Origin of the sequence: Microvirga flocculans ATCC BAA-817 (genome assembly GCF_000518665.1) — a bacterium.
Classification (GTDB): domain Bacteria; phylum Pseudomonadota; class Alphaproteobacteria; order Rhizobiales; family Beijerinckiaceae; genus Microvirga; species Microvirga flocculans.
Genome location: NZ_KI912469.1, coordinates 45,117 through 61,616 on the forward strand (window position 1 = coordinate 45,117; position 16,500 = coordinate 61,616).

Consider the following 16,500-nt stretch of genomic DNA (forward strand, 5'->3'; position numbering starts at 1 on the left):
GGGCTTGTCCCGGCCATCCTGATTTCTAGCACCGATCGATTGAGCGGCTTACGCCTTGATCCTGTAGCCCGTCCTGAAGATCCAGGCGATAACAGCGAGACAGGCCAGCATGAACACCAGCGTCATGCCGAGGCTGATGCCCACATCCACGTCGGCGACGCCGTAGAAGCTCCAGCGGAAACCGCTCACCAGATAGACGACCGGGTTGAACAGGGCGACCTTCTGCCAGAACGGCGGCAGCATGCTGATGGAATAGAAGCTGCCGCCCAGGAACGCGAGCGGCGTCACGATCATCAGCGGAACCACCTGCAGCTTCTGGAAGCTGTCGGCCCAGATGCCGATGATGAAGCCGAAGAGGCTGAAGGTGATGGAGGTCAGTACCAGGAAGGCGATCATCCACGCGGGATGCGCGATGGAGAAATCCACGAAGAGCCGCGCCGTGACCAGGATGATCGTGCCGATGATGATCGACTTGGTGGCGGCCGCTCCCACATAGCCGATCACCGTCTCGACCGCCGAGATCGGGGCAGAGAGGATCTCGTAGATGGTGCCGGTGAATTTCGGCATGTAGATGCCGAACGAGGCGTTGGAAATGCTCTCCGTCAGGAGCGAGAGCATGATCAGTCCCGGCACGATGAACGCGCCATAGCTCACGCCGTCGATCTGGGCCATGTGCGAGCCGATGGCCGAGCCGAAGACGATGAAATAGAGCGAGGTGGAGAGCACGGGGGACGCGATGCTCTGCATGATCGTGCGCCAGGTGCGCGCCATCTCGAAGAGATAGATCGCCTTGATTCCGTAGAGGTTCATGAGCGCCCCCGCACCAGGCTGACGAAGATCTCCTCCAGCGAGCTTTCGGAGGTTTGCAGGTCCTTGAAGTCGATGCCGTGATCGTTCAGGCGCCGCAGGAGGCCCGCGATGCCCGTGTCCCGGCTCTGGGTATCGAATGTATAGACGAGCTCCATTCCGTCGGCGGAGAGGAGCAGGTTCTCGGATTGCAGTCCGGCCGGAAGCGCCGCGAGGGGATTTTGCAGATGCAGGGTGAGCTGCTTCCTGCCGAGTTTCTGCATGAGGGCGTGCTTGTCCTCGACCAGCACGATCTCGCCCTTGTTGATCACCCCGATCCGGTCGGCCATCTCCTCGGCCTCCTCGATGTAGTGGGTGGTCAGGATGATGGTGACGCCGTTTTCCCTCAAGGCGCGGACCATGTTCCACATGTCCCGCCGCAGCTCCACGTCGACGCCCGCGGTCGGTTCGTCGAGGAACAGGATCGTCGGTTCGTGGGACAGGGCCTTGGCGATCATGACGCGGCGCTTCATGCCGCCGGAGAGGGTCATGATCTTGCTGTCGCGCTTCTCCCACAACGAGAGGTCCTTCAGGATCTTCTCGAGATAGGCGGGGTTCGGCGGCTTTCCGAAAAGACCGCGGCTGAACCTCACCGTCGCCCATACGCTCTCGAAGGCATCGGTCGTCAGTTCCTGCGGCACGAGGCCGATCTTCGTGCGGGCGGCGCGATAGTCCCGGGCGATGTCGTGGCCGTCCGCCGTGACGGTGCCCGTGCTCGGATTGACGATTCCGCAGATGATGCTGATGAGCGTCGTCTTGCCTGCGCCGTTCGGCCCGAGCAGGGCGAAGATCTCGCCCTTCCGGATTTCCAGGTCGACCTTCTTCAGGGCCTGGAAACCCGAGGCATAGGTCTTGGTCAGGCCGGTGACGGCGATGATCGGATCCGATGCGCCCGAGGGGCGGGGGATCTGCGGGGAATCGAGCGGCTTCATGGGAGCGTGATACCATGACGGCCGATAAGCCGAAATTCCCCCCGGCAAAATTGAGGTGGGCCCCGGAAGACCCGCCTCTTCAAAAGCAAACCGTGCCGTCCGAAACTCAGTTCTGAACGTTCGGAACCGGGATCACGTTGGGGGCGATCACGCGCACGGTCTTCTTCTGCCCGTTGCCGGCGACGACTTCGCGGGTCACGCCTTCGCCCTGGCTGACGATGGTGCCGTTCTCGATCGATTGCGGGCCGATACCTGCCGATTCCTTGCTCGCGGTCGGAGCGGCGGCGGCGATTTCCGCGGCCTCCTTGGTCTCCTCGTCGGCCTTCTTGTCGGCGGCCTTGCGGGCAGCCTGCACCTTGGGCCGGGACAGCTCCTCCGCCTTCTCTGCGGTCACGATGAGGTCCCCCTTGCGCTGGGCGAGCATGCTCTCGGCCCTGCGCAGGACCACGGCCCAGCTCTCGCCCTGCTTCTTGCAGGCGCAGCTCTCGTCGAAGCTCTTGCGGAACTTGAAGGCGTTCGCCAGCGACGTGTAGGGCTGGTTCGAGGAGAGCGAAACCGCGCGGTTCAGGCCGGTGTCGCCGCCGGGATAGGCGAAGGCCAGGGTTTCCGTGCCGGGGCAGAGGGCCTGGCACATCTCGTTGGCGCTCTGGCCGCCGCCGGGCGGGGTGGTGAGCGGGAAGAAGGAGCCGTCGCAGGTCTTCACGCAGATCAGGCGGCCGCCGCCGAGGGCAGGCGCTCCTTCATCGGCGATGATCGGCTGGCCCTCGGGCATGATCTCCTGCTCCGGCTGGCGCGGGCCGCCGAAGAGCTGCTCGAAGAAGCCGCGGGGATCGGCGGAGCAGGTCTGCTGCACGGCAGCCTGGAGCTGCCGGCGGCGGGCCTCGATCTCGCCCTGGTCGACGGCCTGGGCGGCGAGCCGGGCATAGCCGGCCTCGAGCTGTCGGATCTGCTGGGCGATGGAGCCGCATTCGGCGGGCGCCGGACCGGCCAGGAAGCCGAGGGGGCCGCGTTCGCAGCCGATGCTGCGGTAATAGCCGACGAGACGGTTGATCTCCGCCCGCTGCGCCTGCATCTGGCCGGTCGGCGCGCTGCCGCCCGTGCGTTCCAGGGCCGCCAGCTCCGCCCTGAAGCGCTGGCATTGCGCGGACTGGGCGAGGGCCGCCTGTCCCGCGGCCAGGAAGGCCGCCATGGCGATGAGGGAGCGGAGAAAAGATGTCTTTGTCATCAAGCTTGATCGCAGAACCGGCCTTGGAGGCGTCACGTGCCCCGGGAGGCCCGTCATGTGACGCCCGAATTTGACCCTATTGTGATTAACGCCTTGCCCGCTCCGGAGGAACTTGTCTAGCTTTCCCGTCACGGCGACTCCCGAAGAGACCTCTGCATGTACTCCCATACGACGATCGGGGCAAATGACCTCGCCCGGGCCAGGGCCTTCTACGACACGGTGCTGGCTCCCCTGGGGCTGGAGGTGCGGTATGCGGACGAGACCATCGTCGGCTGGGGGCGGCCGGGCGGACGGCCGCAATTCCTGGTGGTGCGGCCCTTCGACGGCGGGGAGCCCAGCGTCGGCAACGGCTCCATGATCGCGCTGCTCGCGCCCGAGCGCCGGGTGGTCGATGCCTGCCATGCCGCCGCCCTGGAGCAGGGCGGGACGGACGAGGGCGGGCCGGGCCTGCGCCCGCACTATCATCGCAACTATTACGGCGCCTATTTCCGCGATCTCGACGGCAACAAGATCTGCATCGTCAGCCATCACGCCGAATAGCCTCTCCCCAAAGGCCCGCGGCATCCCCACATGACAGCGTAACCGTGGGAGATGTACCGGACGATGCTTGCGCGAATCGCTTTGGCCCTGGCCCTGACATGCGGGGCCGTGACGGGGGTGGCCGCCCAGGAGCCCGACCTGATCTTCAAGAAATCGACGGTCTGGCGGGCGTTGACCCCGGACGACAAGCTCGCCGTCTACGGGATCGACGATCCCGTGGTGGAGGGCGTGGCCTGCCATTACACGACCCCTGAGCGGGGCGGCATTTCCGGCACCTTCGGCGTGGCCGAGGAGGTCTCCGACATCTCGCTCTCGTGCCGCCAGGTCGGCCCGGTGAGGTTCAAGCAGAAATTCGGCCAGGGCGAAGTGGTGTTCAGCGAGCGCCGGTCCCTGATCTTCAAGAAGATGCAGATCGTCCGGGGCTGCGACGCGAAGCGCAACACCCTGGTCTACATGGTCTATTCCGACCGGCCCATCGAGGGCTCGCCCAAGAACTCCACTTCCAGCGTGCCCCTGATGCCCTGGGGAACGGAGGCTCCGCCGAAATGCGGGGACTGGCTGAAGTCGTAAGAGGGCCGGCGGTCAGCCCGCCCCCTCGCTCAGCAGAAGTCTCGCGGCCGTCGCCCACATGACGAGCCCGATGGCGATGTCGAGGACCCTCCACGTGACGGGGCGGGCGAAGAGCGGCTTCAGCAGGCGGGCGCCGAAGCCGAGGGAGAAGAAGAACGCGAAGGAAGCCAGCATGGCCCCCGCCGCGAACGATCCCTTGCCCTCGGCGAACTGGGTCGAGATCGAGCCGATCAGGACCACCGTGTCGAGATAGACATGCGGGTTGAGCCAGGTCAGGGCGAGGCAGGTGAGCACCGCGCGCCCGAGATCGGCGGGCGCGCCCTCCGACGGCCGCAAGGAGGCCGACCCGAGCGCGGCCATGAAGCTGCGGGCCCCATAGGCCAGGAGAAAGGCAATTCCCCCATAGCGCAGGATTGTCTCGGCCCAGGGCAGCCGTGCGCCGAGCTGCGCGAAGCCGGAGACCCCGGCGAGAATGAGCACCGCATCCGACAGCGCGCAGGTTAGGCACACGGCGAGCACATGCTCGCCGCGCAGGCCGATGCGCAGCACGAAGGCGTTCTGGGCGCCGATGGGGAGAATGAGGCTGAGGCCGAGGAGAAAGCCTGCGAGGAGGGGAGAGGTCATGGCGCTGGCCCGGAAAGGAGACAATGCTTGCTAGACCCGGCCGCGAAATTAGGACAGTTAAAGTCTCTCAGGCCGATTTAGAAAAACTGATCCGATGCTGGATTATTCCCTCCTCTCCGCTCTGGCAGCGGTTATCCGAACCGGCAGCTTCGAGCGGGCGGCCCAGCAGCTGAACGTCACCCCTTCGGCGATCTCCCAGAGAATCAAGCTTCTGGAGGAGCGGATCGGGACCGTCCTCGTCATCCGTGGCCAGCCCTGCCTGGCCACGGAAGCGGGGCAGCGCCTGTGCCGGCACGTGGAGCAGGTGGCCCTTCTCGAGAATGCCCTGCGCCGGAGCCTTCCCGGGGTTCAGCCTGAAATACGGCCGGTCACGCTGCGCATCGCCGTGAATGCGGATAGCCTCGCCACCTGGTTGGTCGCAGCCATGGCGAGGACGGAAGGCATTCTTTTCGATCTTGTCCTCGACGATCAGGATCACAGCGTCGACTGGCTGCGGCGGGGCGAGGTCGTGGCGGCGGTAACCTCGCACGGCAAGCCGATCCAGGGGTGCAATGCCTATCCTCTGGGAGCCCTGCGATACGTCGCCACCGCAAGCCCCGACTACATGGCCCGGTGGTTCCCCCGGGGGATGGATGAGGGCGCGATCTCCCGGGCCCCGTGTCTGGTCTTCAACCAGAAGGACCAATTGCAGGCCCTCTGGCTGCGCGAGGCCCTCGGCCTGGATGTCAGGCCGCCGGTCCACTGGCTGCCGTCATCCCAGGCCTTCGTGGACGCGGCTCTGGCGGGATTGGGTTGGGGAATGAACCCGGAAGTGCTGGTGGTGGACCATCTCCGGGCCGGAAGGCTGGTGGCCTTGAAGCCCGGGCATGTTCTGGAGGTGCCCCTGGTCTGGCAGCAGAGCCGCATCGTCGCTCCCCTGCTGAAGGACGTCACCCAGGCCGTTCTGGATGCGGCCCGGACCTTTCTAGCGCCTTTTGAGCCGGTCTGAGATGCGTTTGCTTCAGTTGGAGCAGGTCACGGAGACCGGGGGCTCCTTCGGTCCGAGCGACGCCTTCTGGATGCTGCCGGTGATCTCGTCGGGGGAAATCTGGCGGAAGGACACGGCCTTGGCGTAGCCATGGGCCTCGCACCAGACCTTCGCCACATCTTGGCCACAAGCCTGGTTTGTGATGAGGCATTCCGCGACGCCGTAGCCGTCGGCGGCGGGGACCATGAAGGTGGCTTGGGTCGAAGAGGCCTTGGTGCCGTTGGGGAGCAGCGTCAGGGACGCGGCTGCAAGAAACACGACAGTACCCATCCCGAGCATGGCGAATGCGCGGCGCATCGAAGACCTCATTGGTTGAACCCGTGCGACAATGTCACGGACGTGCGTGAACAAAGCTCTAACGCGCTCGGGCGAAACGCGTTTCATGCCGATTTGCAAATAAAACATGCTTACCAAATGGGAAACCTTGACGTCCCCCGGGCGACAAGGCATTGATGGCTTCATGAACACGGCAACGATCCTCATTTCCGGGATTATTTGCGGCTAGCGCATTTCGCTGGCTGGAGCCGTCTCGTTCTCGTTCCAAGATCGAAACCGCCCTCCGGCCTGCGGCCTGACAGGGGTTTGGTTTCATGGCGGCTCGCTTGAAGCTCTACAACACGCTGACCCGGTCGAAGGACGACTTCGTCCCGATCGATCCTGCCAATGTGCGCCTCTATGTCTGCGGGCCGACCGTCTACGACTATGCCCATATCGGGAATGCCCGCCCGATCATCGTCTTCGACCTTCTCTTCCGTCTGCTCAGGCATGTTTACGGTAAGGAAGCCGTGACGTATGTGCGCAACATCACGGATGTGGACGACAAGATCAACGCGCGCGCCGTCCGGGACTACCCCGATTTGCCCCATAACGAGGCCATTCGCGAGGTCACCCGCAAGACCGAGGAGCAGTTCCACGCGGACATCCGGGCGCTGGGCGTGCTTATGCCGGAGGACGTGAACGAGCCCGGCAAGCCTCCGCATTTCGTCGAGCCCCGGGCTACCGAGCATATCGACGAGATGCGCATGATCATCGAGCGGCTGATCGCGCGCGGGGCGGCCTATGTGGCCGAGGATCACGTGCTGTTCTCCGTGGCGGCCATGGGGAGCCTGCCGAACGTCCCGAAATACGGCGCCTTCTCGAAGCGCTCCCTCGACGAACTGCTCTCCGGCGCCCGCGTGGACGTGGCGCCCTACAAGCGCGACCCGATGGATTTCGTGCTCTGGAAGCCCTCCGGGCCCCAGGACCCGGCCTGGCCGTCGCCGGCCGGGATCGCGACCCCGGGCCGCCCGGGCTGGCACATCGAGTGCTCGGCCATGTCCTGGAAGCACCTGATCCAGGCCTTCGAAACGCGCCTCGCATGCAGCGATCCGACGGAGCGCGAGATTTTCGACATCCACGGCGGCGGCATCGATCTCGTCTTCCCGCACCACGAGAACGAGATCGCGCAGAGCTGCTGCGCCTTCGATACGCCGCGCATGGCCAATGTGTGGATGCACAACGGCTTCCTGCAGGTCGAAGGGGAGAAGATGTCGAAGTCCCTCGGCAACTTCTTCACGATCCACGATCTGCTCAAGGATTGGCCGGGCGAGGTGCTGCGCTTCAACATGCTGCGCACCCATTACCGCCAGCCCATCGACTGGACGGTGAAGGGGCTCGAGGAAAGCGAGAAGACTCTCGACCGCTGGTACGAGCACGCGGGCAGGGGGGACGCAGCCGTTCTCTCCGATCATATCGTCGAGGCCCTCTCGGACGATCTTAACACGCCGAAGATGCTGGCGGAGCTTCACGCCCTCGACGGTCAAGAGGCGCACGAGGAACTCGGCGCGAACCTGCGGGCTCTCGGCTTCCTTCTCGAAGGCGCGGAAAGCTGGAAGGCGCGCAAGCAGGCCTCGCTCGGGGTCGATCCGGCGCGAGTCGAGGCGCTGATCGCCGCCCGCAAGGAGGCGCGCGCGGCCAAGAACTGGCCTGAGTCCGACCGCATCCGCGACGAGCTCGCGGCGCTCAATGTGGTGGTGAAGGATAACAAGGACGGCACCACCACCTGGGAGGTTGCACGCTGATGGGACAGGCCTTGCCGAAACCGGGGCTGCGGCCCTTCCTGCCGTCGGACCTCGCGGCGCTCGTCGATATCTTCGAGGAGAGCATCGCGGAGCTGACGGGGGATGATTACAGCCCGAGCCAGCAGGAAGCCTGGATCGCGCTCGCCGAGGATGAAGCCTTCGCGCAGAAGCTCGCGCAGGGGCTCACCCTGGTAGCGACCGTCGAAGGCTCCCCCGTCGGCTTCATCGCGCTGAAAGGCAACGAGGTGATCGAGCTTTTCCACGTGCATCCGGCCGTGGCGGGGCAGGGGATCGGCACGATGCTCTACGATGCGGTGGAAAAGCTCGCCGGCGCACGCGGCGCCGCGCGCTTGGTGGCGGAGGTCAGCGACAACGCGCAGCCTTTCTTCCAGAAGCACGGTTTCCAGCCGCAACGCCGCAACACGCTGCCGCTCGGCGATGAATGGCTCGGCACCACCACCATGGAAAAGCGCCTGACGCCGCAGGAGGACAGGAGATTGTCGTCATGAGCCGCGAACGCGTCTATCTCTTCGACACCACCCTGCGCGACGGGGCGCAGACGACGGGCGTCGATTTCTCGCTCGATGACAAGAAGGCGATTGCCTCGCTTCTCGACCGGCTCGGAGTCGATTACGTGGAGGGCGGCTATCCGGGCGCGAACCCGCTCGACACCGCCTTCTTTGCCGAGAGGCGCACGAGCGGCGCGAAGTTCACGGCGTTCGGCATGACGAAGCGCGCCGGGCGCTCCGTCTCGAACGATCCGGGCGTCGCGGCCCTGCTCGAAGCGCAGGCCGACGCCATCTGCTTCGTCGCCAAGTCCTGGGATTATCACGTCCACGTGGCGCTGGAGACGTCGCTGGAGGAGAATCTCGCCGGTATCCACGAAAGCGTCGAAGCCGCCCGCGCGAAGGGCCGCGAGGTGCTCGTCGATTGCGAGCATTTCTTCGACGGCTACAAGGCCAATCCCGATTATGCCCTGTCCTGCGTGAAGACCGCCTACGAGGCCGGCGCGCGCTGGATCGTGCTCTGCGACACCAATGGCGGCACGCTGCCTCACGAGGTGATGGAGATCGTCACCGCCGTGACGAAGGCGGTGCCGGGATCTCATATCGGCATCCATGCCCACGACGATTGCGGATGCGCGGTCGCGAATTCCCTCGCCGCCGTGGAAGCTGGCGCGCGCCATATCCAGGGCACGCTCAACGGCCTCGGCGAACGGTGCGGCAACGCCAACCTCGTCACCCTGATCGGCGCGCTGAAACTGAAGGACGGCTATGCCGCGCGCTTCGATCTCGGCGTCACCGACGACATGCTGGGCCAGCTCACCCACGTCTCCCGGCAGGTGGACGAAATCCTCAATCGCCAGCCGAACCGCCACGCGCCTTTCGTCGGCGCGAGCGCCTTCGCCACCAAGGCTGGGATCCATGCCTCCGCGGTGCTGAAGGATCCGCGCACCTACGAGCACGTGGAGCCGGAAACCGTCGGCAATGTCCGCAAGGTGTTGGTCTCGGACCAGGGCGGTCAGTCGAACATTCTCGCCGAGCTGAAACGCTGCGGCTTTGCGCTGGAGAAGGGCGATCCCCGCATCGGGCGCGTGCTCGACGAGGTGAAGCGCAAGGAAGCCGAGGGCTTCGCCTTCGAAGGGGCGGATGCGTCCTTCTATGTGCTCGTCAAACGCATGCTCGGCGAGGTTCCCGCCTTCTTCGACGTGGAGCGCTTCTCGGTGAACGTGGAGCGCCGCTACAACGCGGTCGGCGAGCTCGTCACCGTCGCGGAGGCCATCGTGAAGGTGCGCGTGGGCGATGAGGTGCTGATCTCGGCCGCCGAGGGCAACGGCCCGGTGAACGCCCTCGACGTGGCCCTGCGCAAGGATCTGGGCAAGTACCAGAACCTGATCCAGGACCTGGAGCTGGTGGACTACAAGGTGCGCATCTACCAGGGCGGTTCGGACGCGGTCACGCGCGTGCTGATCGAGTTCGCCGACGGGTCCGGCGAGCGCTGGACCACCATCGGCGTCTCGCCCAACATCATCGACGCCTCGTTCCAGGCGCTGACGGATTCGATGGTCTATAAGCTGTTGAAGGCCGGCGCTTCGCTCTGATTCAGAGTCTCACACTCACCTGAATTGATACTCTCATGAACGCCTCGATCCTTCTGCCGCTCGCAGGAATCCTCCTGGGTGGCGTTTTTGTCGCCACCCAGGCTCCCATCAACGCGGCGCTGGCGCGCACGCTCGGCGATCCGATCCTGGCCGCCTGCGTCTCGTTCGGAATCGGGTTCGCGATCCTGGCGGCGATCAGCGCCTTTCGCGGTGCGTGGCCGTCGGGCAGCGCCGTTGCCGCAGCTCCCTGGTGGTCCTGGCTCGGCGGGTTGCTCGGCGCGTTCTATGTCGCCGTTGTTGTCTGGGGCGTGCCTCAGCTCGGCGTGGTGAGCACCGTGGCGGCTCTCGTCTTCGGGCAGGTGGCCGCAGCCCTGGTTCTGGACGCGGTGGGAGCCTTCGGGCTTCCCGTCCAGGCCATCACCTGGCAGCGGCTCATCGCAGCGGGCATGATCCTGGGCGGGCTCGTCCTGTCCCGTGCAGGATGAAATCGAGAGCATCGAACGCAAAAGTGGGAACCTGTTTTGCGTGCAAAGATGCGCCAAAACATAAGCTTGAAACGTCGGGCCTGAGCCCGACGCTACGACCGATGCTTCAGAACTTCGTCTCGATCAGGTCGGCGTTCTCGACGATGCCGATGCGCCGCGCGGCGTTCTCCAGCATCGGGATCACCTCCTCGACGCGCTCGGCCACCAGATAGTTCAGTTCCAGGCCGGGGCGGATGAAACCCTGTTCGCGCATATGCGCGATGAGGGTCAGGAGCGGCTTCCAGAAATTCTTGATGCTGAGCATCAGGATCGGCTTGGTGTGCTGGCCGAGCTGCGACCAGGTCATCTGCTCGACCAGTTCCTCCAGGGTCCCGATTCCGCCGGGCAGGGCGACGAAGGCATCGGCCCTCTCGAACATCAGCCGCTTGCGGGTGTGCATGTCGGGCACGACGATGGTTTCCTGCACCTCGTGCAGGAGCCTCTCCCGGGACTTCAGGAATTCCGGAATGATGCCGGTCACATAGCCGCCGTGATCGAGCACGGCCTTGGCCACCGTGCCCATGAGGCCGACATTGCCCCCGCCATAGACAAGGCTGATTCCCTGTTCGGCCATGGAACGGCCCAATGCCGCCGCATTTTCAGCGAAAACGGGATCGTCTCCGAATCCGGAGCCGCAATAAACACAGATGGATGCAATAGGTTTGACGGAAGACATGGACCTCTCGGGGAGGAGAAGGTCCTCCCGCTCTGAATCATAGAGCATATTTTGTCCTTTATGGCCGTAGCCTTTTGAAAGATAAACGGTTTAAATGCAGGAAAGTGCCGCGTTTGAGAAAAAGCATCATGGCGCATCCTAAAGAGTTAAAGGGGACGATCGCGCTTCTGGGCGTGGCGGCGGCGGCAGTCGTCGCGGTTCTCCTCGGCGTGCTGTACTGGTCCTGGTCCGGACAGTCCGGAACCGCGCCGAATGCGGCCCCGCCCCAGACCGCGCAGCCTTCCCCGGCGCCTGCATCCCCGCAGAAGGCCGAGACCAAGCCCGCCGGAACAGGCGAGGCTTCTCCCGCGCCCGCTAAGGATGCCCCCATCGTTCCCTCCTTCGATCTGGTTCGCGTGGAGCCGGATGGCGAGAGCGTGATTGCCGGGCGCGCGGCCCCCGGGGCTACCATCGAGCTTCTGAGGGGCGATCAGGTTCACGCCCGCGCGGCGGCCGACGCCTCGGGACTGTTCGCTATCGTGCCCCCGCCGCTGCCGCCCGGCTCGCATCAGGTGGCGCTGCAATCCATCGCGCCGGACGGCACCCGGCAGCGCTCGGCGCAGAACGTGACCGTCGTCATCACCGATGCCAAGACCCGGCCCCTCGTGACCTTGACGGCGCCCGACAAGCCCACGGTCGTGCTGTCGAATCCCGAACCGCCCGCCAAGGCCGCCGAGGAGGCAAAGCCCGAGGCCAAGGCCCCGGAGACGAAGGCCGCCGAGGCCAAGCCCGCCGAGACCGCCGCTCCATCCGGACAGCAGCAGCAGGCCTCCGCGCCCGCCGTCTCTCCGCCCGCGCAGCCTGCACCCCGTCCCGAGATCAAGATCGTGACGGTGGAGGCGGAGGAGGGAAAGCTCTTCGTCTCCGGCCTTTCCGCGCCGGGCGCAACGGTTCGCCTCTACCTCAACGAGAGCTTCATCGCTCCCGGCGGAGCCGGCGGCGACGGAAAGGTGTCCTTTTCGATCGGCAGCGGCGTGAAGCCGGGCGACTACCGGATCCGCCTCGATGACGTGGACCCGGTTTCCGGGCAGGTCCGGTCCAGTGCCGAGGTGGATTTCAACGTTCCCGTTCAGGTGGCAGCAGCCCAGCCGCAGGCTTCTGGAGCGCCGCAAGCCCCGAACGCCGAGACCCCGGCCCGGCCGGAGGCCTCCCGCGAAGCGGCCTCCGCCGCGCCCCAGGCGCGGGTGGCCGATGTGGGAACGGTCACCATTCCCAACATCAACACCACGATCGTGTCCCGGGGCGACAATCTCTGGCGCATCAGCCAGCGCGTCTACGGCAAGGGGCTCCGCTACACGGTGATCTATGGCGCGAACCAGGACCAGATCCGCAATCCGGACCTGATCTATCCGGGGCAGGTCTTCGTGCTGCCGTCCGACCGCGAGCCCAAGAGCAACTGAACCGGCGGCTGAACAGGCGCACAGGGGATTCGGAAAAGGCGGGGTGAATTCACCCCGCCTTTCGCTTATATCGAGGCTCTCGATTTCGATTGGATCCTCGCGAATGCCTCCCTCCACCGCCGTCCCGCCGACAGGCGCCGCCCGGTCCAAGCCGAGCGGCTTGGTCACTACCTGGAAGAAGCTCTGGCCCTATCTCTGGCCCCATGGCAGGCCCGATCTCCAGCGGCGCGTCTTCCTGGCCTTCGCCCTGCTGCTCGTCGCCAAGGGCGTGACCATGGTGACGCCGTTCGCCTTCAAATGGGCGACGGATGCCCTGGTGGCCGTCACCGGCAACGCGACCCAGGCGACGGAAGCCGCGGCCACGGCGGGCTCCTGGCTCTGGAAGGCGCCGATTCTTCTGACCGTCATCTACGGCGTCACCCGGATTCTCATGGCGGTTCTGACGCAGGTGCGCGACGGCATCTTCGCCAAGGTCGCCATGCATGCGGTGCGCAATCTCGCCCTGCAGACCTTCGAGCACATGCACCGCCTCTCCCTGCGCTTCCACCTGGAGCGCAAGACCGGTGGCCTGACCCGGGTTCTGGAGCGCGGCCGCGAGGGCATCGAGGAGCTGTCGCGCCTTGTGGTACTCACGCTCCTTCCGACGATCCTCGAATTCGTTCTCGTGCTGGGCCTGCTCGCCTGGGAGTTCAACTGGGTCTATTCGCTCGTCGTCTTCGTGATGGTGGTCGTCTACCTTGCCTATACCTACAAGGCGACCCAGTGGCGGATTTCCATCCGCAAGCAGATGAACGATTCCGACACGGACGCCAACACCAAGGCGGTCGACTCGCTGCTCAACTACGAGACGGTCAAGTATTTCGGCGCCGAGCAGCGCGAGACCGCGCGCTATGACCGCTCCATGGAGCGCTTCGAGAGGGCCTCGACCCAGACCTACACCTCGCTTGCCGTGCTCAATGCGGGCCAGGCGGTGATCTTCTCCATCGGCATGGCCATCGTGATGGTGCTGGCCGCGCGCGACATCATGGACGGGCGCGCGTCCATCGGCAGCTTCGTCCTCGTCAACGCCATGCTGGTTCAGCTCTACATTCCGCTGAACTTCATGGGCATGCTCTACCGCGAGATCAAACAGGCCCTGATCGATATCGACGACATGTTCTCGATCATCGACCGCAATCCCGAGATCCAGGACAAGCCGGGCGCGCAGCCGCTTCAGGTGAAGCAGGCGGTGGTGCGCTTCGAGGACGTGCATTTCGCCTATATCCCCGAGCGGCCGATCCTGAAGGGCGTGACCTTCGAGGTGCCGGCAGGCCACACGGTCGCCATCGTCGGCCCCTCGGGCGCGGGCAAGTCCACCATCTCGCGCCTGCTGTTCCGCTTCTACGAGCCCACGAGCGGCCGGATCCTCATCGACGGCCAGAACATCGCCGACGTGCAGCAGACCTCGCTGCGCAAGGTCATCGGCATGGTCCCGCAGGACACGGTGCTGTTCAACGACACCATCGGCTACAACATCCAGTACGGCCGCTGGGACGCGACCCCGGAGGAGGTGAGGGAGGCCGCCCGCCTCGCCCAGATCGACCGCTTCATCGGCCTCCTGCCGGAGGGCTACGACACGCCGGTGGGCGAGCGCGGCCTGAAGCTCTCGGGCGGCGAGAAGCAGCGCGTGGCCATTGCCCGCACCATTCTGAAGGCGCCGCCCATCCTCGTGCTCGACGAGGCGACCTCGGCGCTGGACACCTTCACCGAGAAGGAGATCCAGGACGCCCTCGACCGGGTCAGCCGCGGCCGCACCACCCTCGTGATCGCCCATCGGTTGTCCACAGTGATCGGGGCCGACGAGATCATCGTCCTCGACCAGGGGCGGGTGGTCGAGCGCGGCAACCATGCGAGCCTGCTGGAGCTCGGCGGGGTCTATGCGGCCATGTGGAACCGCCAGCGCGAGGCCGATCAGGCCCGCGAAACCCTCAAGCGGGCCGAAGAGGAAGAGCGCAGCCCGGCGAGCGTGACAGGTTGACGGGAACGCCGTTGCCTGCCATCCCCCCCACCCAAATGCTCCTGAGGTTGTGAAAATATGTCCGATATTCTGGATTCGATGCGGCGCGTCCTCGTGCCGATCCACAAGGAAGGGTATCCCTTCATCCTGATCGCGCTCTTCGCGACGGTTCTCCTGGCATGGCTCTGGTCGCCGCTGGGCTGGATCGGGGCGATCCTGACCGTCTGGGTCTGCTACTTCTTCCGCGATCCGCCGCGGGTAACGCCTCTGCGGGAAGGGCTCGTGGTCTCCCCCGCGGACGGCCGGGTGAGCCTCATCACCACCGCCGTGCCCCCGGCCGAGCTCGACCTGCCGCCGGAGCCAATGACCCGCATCTCGGTGTTCATGAACGTGTTCGATTGCCATGTGAACCGCTCGCCGGTCACGGGGCGGATCGCCCAGATCCTCTACACTCCAGGCCTGTTCCTGAACGCGGAGCTCGACAAGGCGAGCGAGGACAACGAGCGCAACGCCCTCGTCATAGAGACCGCCAACACCAAGATCGGCGTGGTTCAGATCGCCGGCCTCGTGGCGCGCCGCATCGTCTCCTTCGTGAAGGTGGGCGATTCCTTGAGCACCGGCGAGCGGTTCGGCCTGATCCGGTTCGGCTCCCGCCTCGACATCTACGTGCCGCTCAGCGCCCAGGTTCTCGTCGGCCTCGGTCAGACCGCCGTGGCAGGCGAGACGGTGCTGGCCGACCTGACGGCGGGCGAACCCGCTCGCCAGTACCGCGTCGGATAAAGCTCGGCTTCCGCACGACGCCTGAAAGGGCGTGACACAGGCTCAGATGCAGTTCCCCGCTTGGGGAATGCGCCCCTGAGCCGGTTGCCGGTTCGGCATGGGCCTGGCGCATCGCGCGGAAAATGGAGGGCTGCGGTTCCTCCGTGCGCGGGGTTCGCGATCCAAGGGAATGAGCGCCGGATGAGGCCCAAAAGTGGTTTTCACTTTCGGGCCCGATGCTTTAGATGTCATGCCATGAGCGACCTTTTTCCTCCCTTCGCCCCCGATCCGAACGAGCCGCGCCGCCGGCTCTTCAAGCCGGTTCCGGTCCGCGTCATCATTCCGAACATCATCACCCTGATCGCCCTGTGCCTGGGACTCACGGCGATCCGTCTGGCCTTCGAGGGACGCTATGAGCCGGCGGTGGTCGCCATCGTGGTGGCGGCGTTGCTCGACGGGGTCGACGGCCGGGTGGCGCGCCTGCTCAAGGGCACGTCGCGCTTCGGCGCGGAGCTCGACTCGCTCGCCGATTTCGTGAATTTCGGCGTGACGCCCGCTCTCATTCTCTACAGCTTCCTGCTCCACGAATTGAAGGCGGTCGGCTGGATCGCCGTGCTGGTCTTCGCCATCGCGATGGTGCTGCGCCTCGCCCGCTTCAACGTGATGCTCGACGATCCCCACCGGCCCGAATGGAAGAAGAACTTCTTCACCGGCATGCCCGCGCCCGCCGGCGCGCTGACCTCGATGCTGCCCCTCTACCTGTCGTTCCTGGGCGTCTCGGTCGGTCCCGCCGCCGCGCCCCTGGCGCTGGTCTACCTGCTCGGGCTCGCCTTCCTCATGGTGTCGACCATCCCCGTCTATTCGGGCAAGACCATCGGCCTCAAGGTGCCGCGCCAATGGGTCCTGCCAATCTTCGTCCTGTCGGTGGCCGTCTTCGGGCTCCTGGCGAACTTCCCCTGGGAGATGCTCACGGCGATCACCGTGCTGTTCCTCGGCTCGATTCCCTTCAGCGTCATGCGCTACCGCCAGCTCGACCGTGCTCATGCCGCCCAGGCGGCGCAAGCTCCGGGCCAGGCTTCCGACCAAGCTTCCTCGGCGGTGTCGGAGCCTGAGCCTCCCTCCGCTTGATTCCGGCGCTTCCGGTGCCAAGTTGTTACCGGGCTTAGCTTTGTAGCCTTACG

The 16,500-nt window shown here is 65.4% G+C and carries 17 protein-coding genes; 11 read left to right on the forward strand and 6 right to left on the reverse strand.

The window, feature by feature from the left end:
* Positions 1-48: 48 nt before the first annotated feature.
* From L879_RS0118330 to L879_RS22290, 3 genes are all read right to left on the reverse strand, one after another.
* Positions 49-810, reverse strand: coding sequence for an ABC transporter permease (locus L879_RS0118330; protein ID WP_027317364.1), 762 nt, complete (start codon positions 808-810; stop codon positions 49-51).
* Entirely contained in the window at positions 807-1,778 is a 972-nt protein-coding gene (locus L879_RS0118335; protein ID WP_051435430.1) for an ABC transporter ATP-binding protein, read from the reverse strand. Before L879_RS0118335 ends, L879_RS0118330 begins: the two co-directional genes overlap by 4 nt.
* A 106-nt stretch (positions 1,779-1,884) precedes the next feature.
* On the reverse strand, positions 1,885-3,003 hold the full coding sequence (locus L879_RS22290; protein WP_035460167.1) for a DUF2865 domain-containing protein: 1,119 nt from the start codon (positions 3,001-3,003) through the stop codon (positions 1,885-1,887).
* 156 nt (positions 3,004-3,159) lie between these two features.
* Here L879_RS22290 and L879_RS0118345 point away from each other — a divergent pair, with 156 nt between their 5' ends.
* Both L879_RS0118345 and L879_RS0118350 read left to right on the forward strand, forming a co-directional pair.
* Positions 3,160-3,543 (forward strand): VOC family protein, encoded by a 384-nt coding sequence (locus L879_RS0118345; protein ID WP_027317366.1) that lies wholly within the window; start codon positions 3,160-3,162, stop codon positions 3,541-3,543.
* Positions 3,544-3,606: 63 nt separating this feature from the next.
* Positions 3,607-4,113, forward strand: a complete 507-nt coding sequence (locus L879_RS0118350) for a CreA family protein (protein WP_051435431.1) — start codon at positions 3,607-3,609, stop codon at positions 4,111-4,113.
* A gap of 12 nt (positions 4,114-4,125) precedes the next feature.
* Here the strand turns inward: L879_RS0118350 and L879_RS0118355 are convergent, their stop codons facing one another.
* On the reverse strand, positions 4,126-4,737 hold the full coding sequence (locus tag L879_RS0118355; RefSeq protein WP_027317368.1) for a LysE/ArgO family amino acid transporter: 612 nt from the start codon (positions 4,735-4,737) through the stop codon (positions 4,126-4,128).
* Positions 4,738-4,831: 94 nt separating this feature from the next.
* Here L879_RS0118355 and L879_RS0118360 point away from each other — a divergent pair, with 94 nt between their 5' ends.
* Positions 4,832-5,725, forward strand: coding sequence for a LysR family transcriptional regulator ArgP (locus L879_RS0118360; RefSeq protein WP_027317369.1), 894 nt, complete (start codon positions 4,832-4,834; stop codon positions 5,723-5,725).
* A 12-nt stretch (positions 5,726-5,737) separates the two neighbouring features.
* Here the strand turns inward: L879_RS0118360 and L879_RS0118365 are convergent, their stop codons facing one another.
* Complete coding sequence (locus L879_RS0118365) at positions 5,738-6,061, reverse strand: hypothetical protein (RefSeq protein ID WP_027317370.1); 324 nt, start codon at positions 6,059-6,061, stop codon at positions 5,738-5,740.
* 293 nt (positions 6,062-6,354) lie between these two features.
* Here L879_RS0118365 and cysS point away from each other — a divergent pair, with 293 nt between their 5' ends.
* The 4 genes from cysS to L879_RS0118385 are packed head-to-tail and all read left to right on the forward strand — an operon-like array spanning position 6,355 to position 10,410.
* Positions 6,355-7,824 (forward strand): cysteine--tRNA ligase, encoded by a 1,470-nt coding sequence (cysS, locus tag L879_RS0118370; RefSeq protein ID WP_027317371.1) that lies wholly within the window; start codon positions 6,355-6,357, stop codon positions 7,822-7,824.
* On the forward strand, positions 7,824-8,333 hold the full coding sequence (locus tag L879_RS0118375; protein ID WP_027317372.1) for a GNAT family N-acetyltransferase: 510 nt from the start codon (positions 7,824-7,826) through the stop codon (positions 8,331-8,333). Before cysS ends, L879_RS0118375 begins: the two co-directional genes overlap by 1 nt.
* Positions 8,330-9,925 carry a citramalate synthase gene (gene cimA, locus L879_RS0118380; protein ID WP_027317373.1) on the forward strand — a complete coding sequence of 532 codons (1,596 nt, stop codon included), beginning with the start codon at positions 8,330-8,332 and terminating at the stop codon, positions 9,923-9,925. Before L879_RS0118375 ends, cimA begins: the two co-directional genes overlap by 4 nt.
* 35 nt (positions 9,926-9,960) lie before the next feature.
* Positions 9,961-10,410, forward strand: a complete 450-nt coding sequence (locus L879_RS0118385; protein WP_027317374.1) for a DMT family transporter — start codon at positions 9,961-9,963, stop codon at positions 10,408-10,410.
* Between the two features lie 106 nt (positions 10,411-10,516).
* Here the strand turns inward: L879_RS0118385 and L879_RS0118390 are convergent, their stop codons facing one another.
* Positions 10,517-11,125, reverse strand: coding sequence for an LOG family protein (locus L879_RS0118390; RefSeq protein ID WP_035460214.1), 609 nt, complete (start codon positions 11,123-11,125; stop codon positions 10,517-10,519).
* Positions 11,126-11,253: 128 nt separating this feature from the next.
* Between L879_RS0118390 and L879_RS0118395 the strand changes: the two genes are divergently transcribed.
* The 4 genes from L879_RS0118395 (at position 11,254) to pssA (ending at position 16,447) form a co-directional block, all read left to right on the forward strand.
* Positions 11,254-12,564: a LysM peptidoglycan-binding domain-containing protein gene (locus L879_RS0118395; RefSeq protein WP_035460169.1), complete on the forward strand. Its 1,311-nt coding sequence runs from the start codon at positions 11,254-11,256 to the stop codon at positions 12,562-12,564.
* Positions 12,565-12,667: 103 nt separating this feature from the next.
* A complete protein-coding gene (locus L879_RS22295; RefSeq protein WP_051435432.1) occupies positions 12,668-14,581 on the forward strand; it encodes an ABCB family ABC transporter ATP-binding protein/permease in 1,914 nt (637 codons plus the stop codon).
* 57 nt (positions 14,582-14,638) lie between these two features.
* On the forward strand, positions 14,639-15,340 hold the full coding sequence (locus tag L879_RS0118405; protein ID WP_027317377.1) for a phosphatidylserine decarboxylase: 702 nt from the start codon (positions 14,639-14,641) through the stop codon (positions 15,338-15,340).
* Between the two features lie 234 nt (positions 15,341-15,574).
* Entirely contained in the window at positions 15,575-16,447 is an 873-nt protein-coding gene (gene pssA / locus L879_RS0118410; RefSeq protein WP_027317378.1) for a CDP-diacylglycerol--serine O-phosphatidyltransferase, read from the forward strand.
* Positions 16,448-16,500 lie beyond the last annotated feature (53 nt).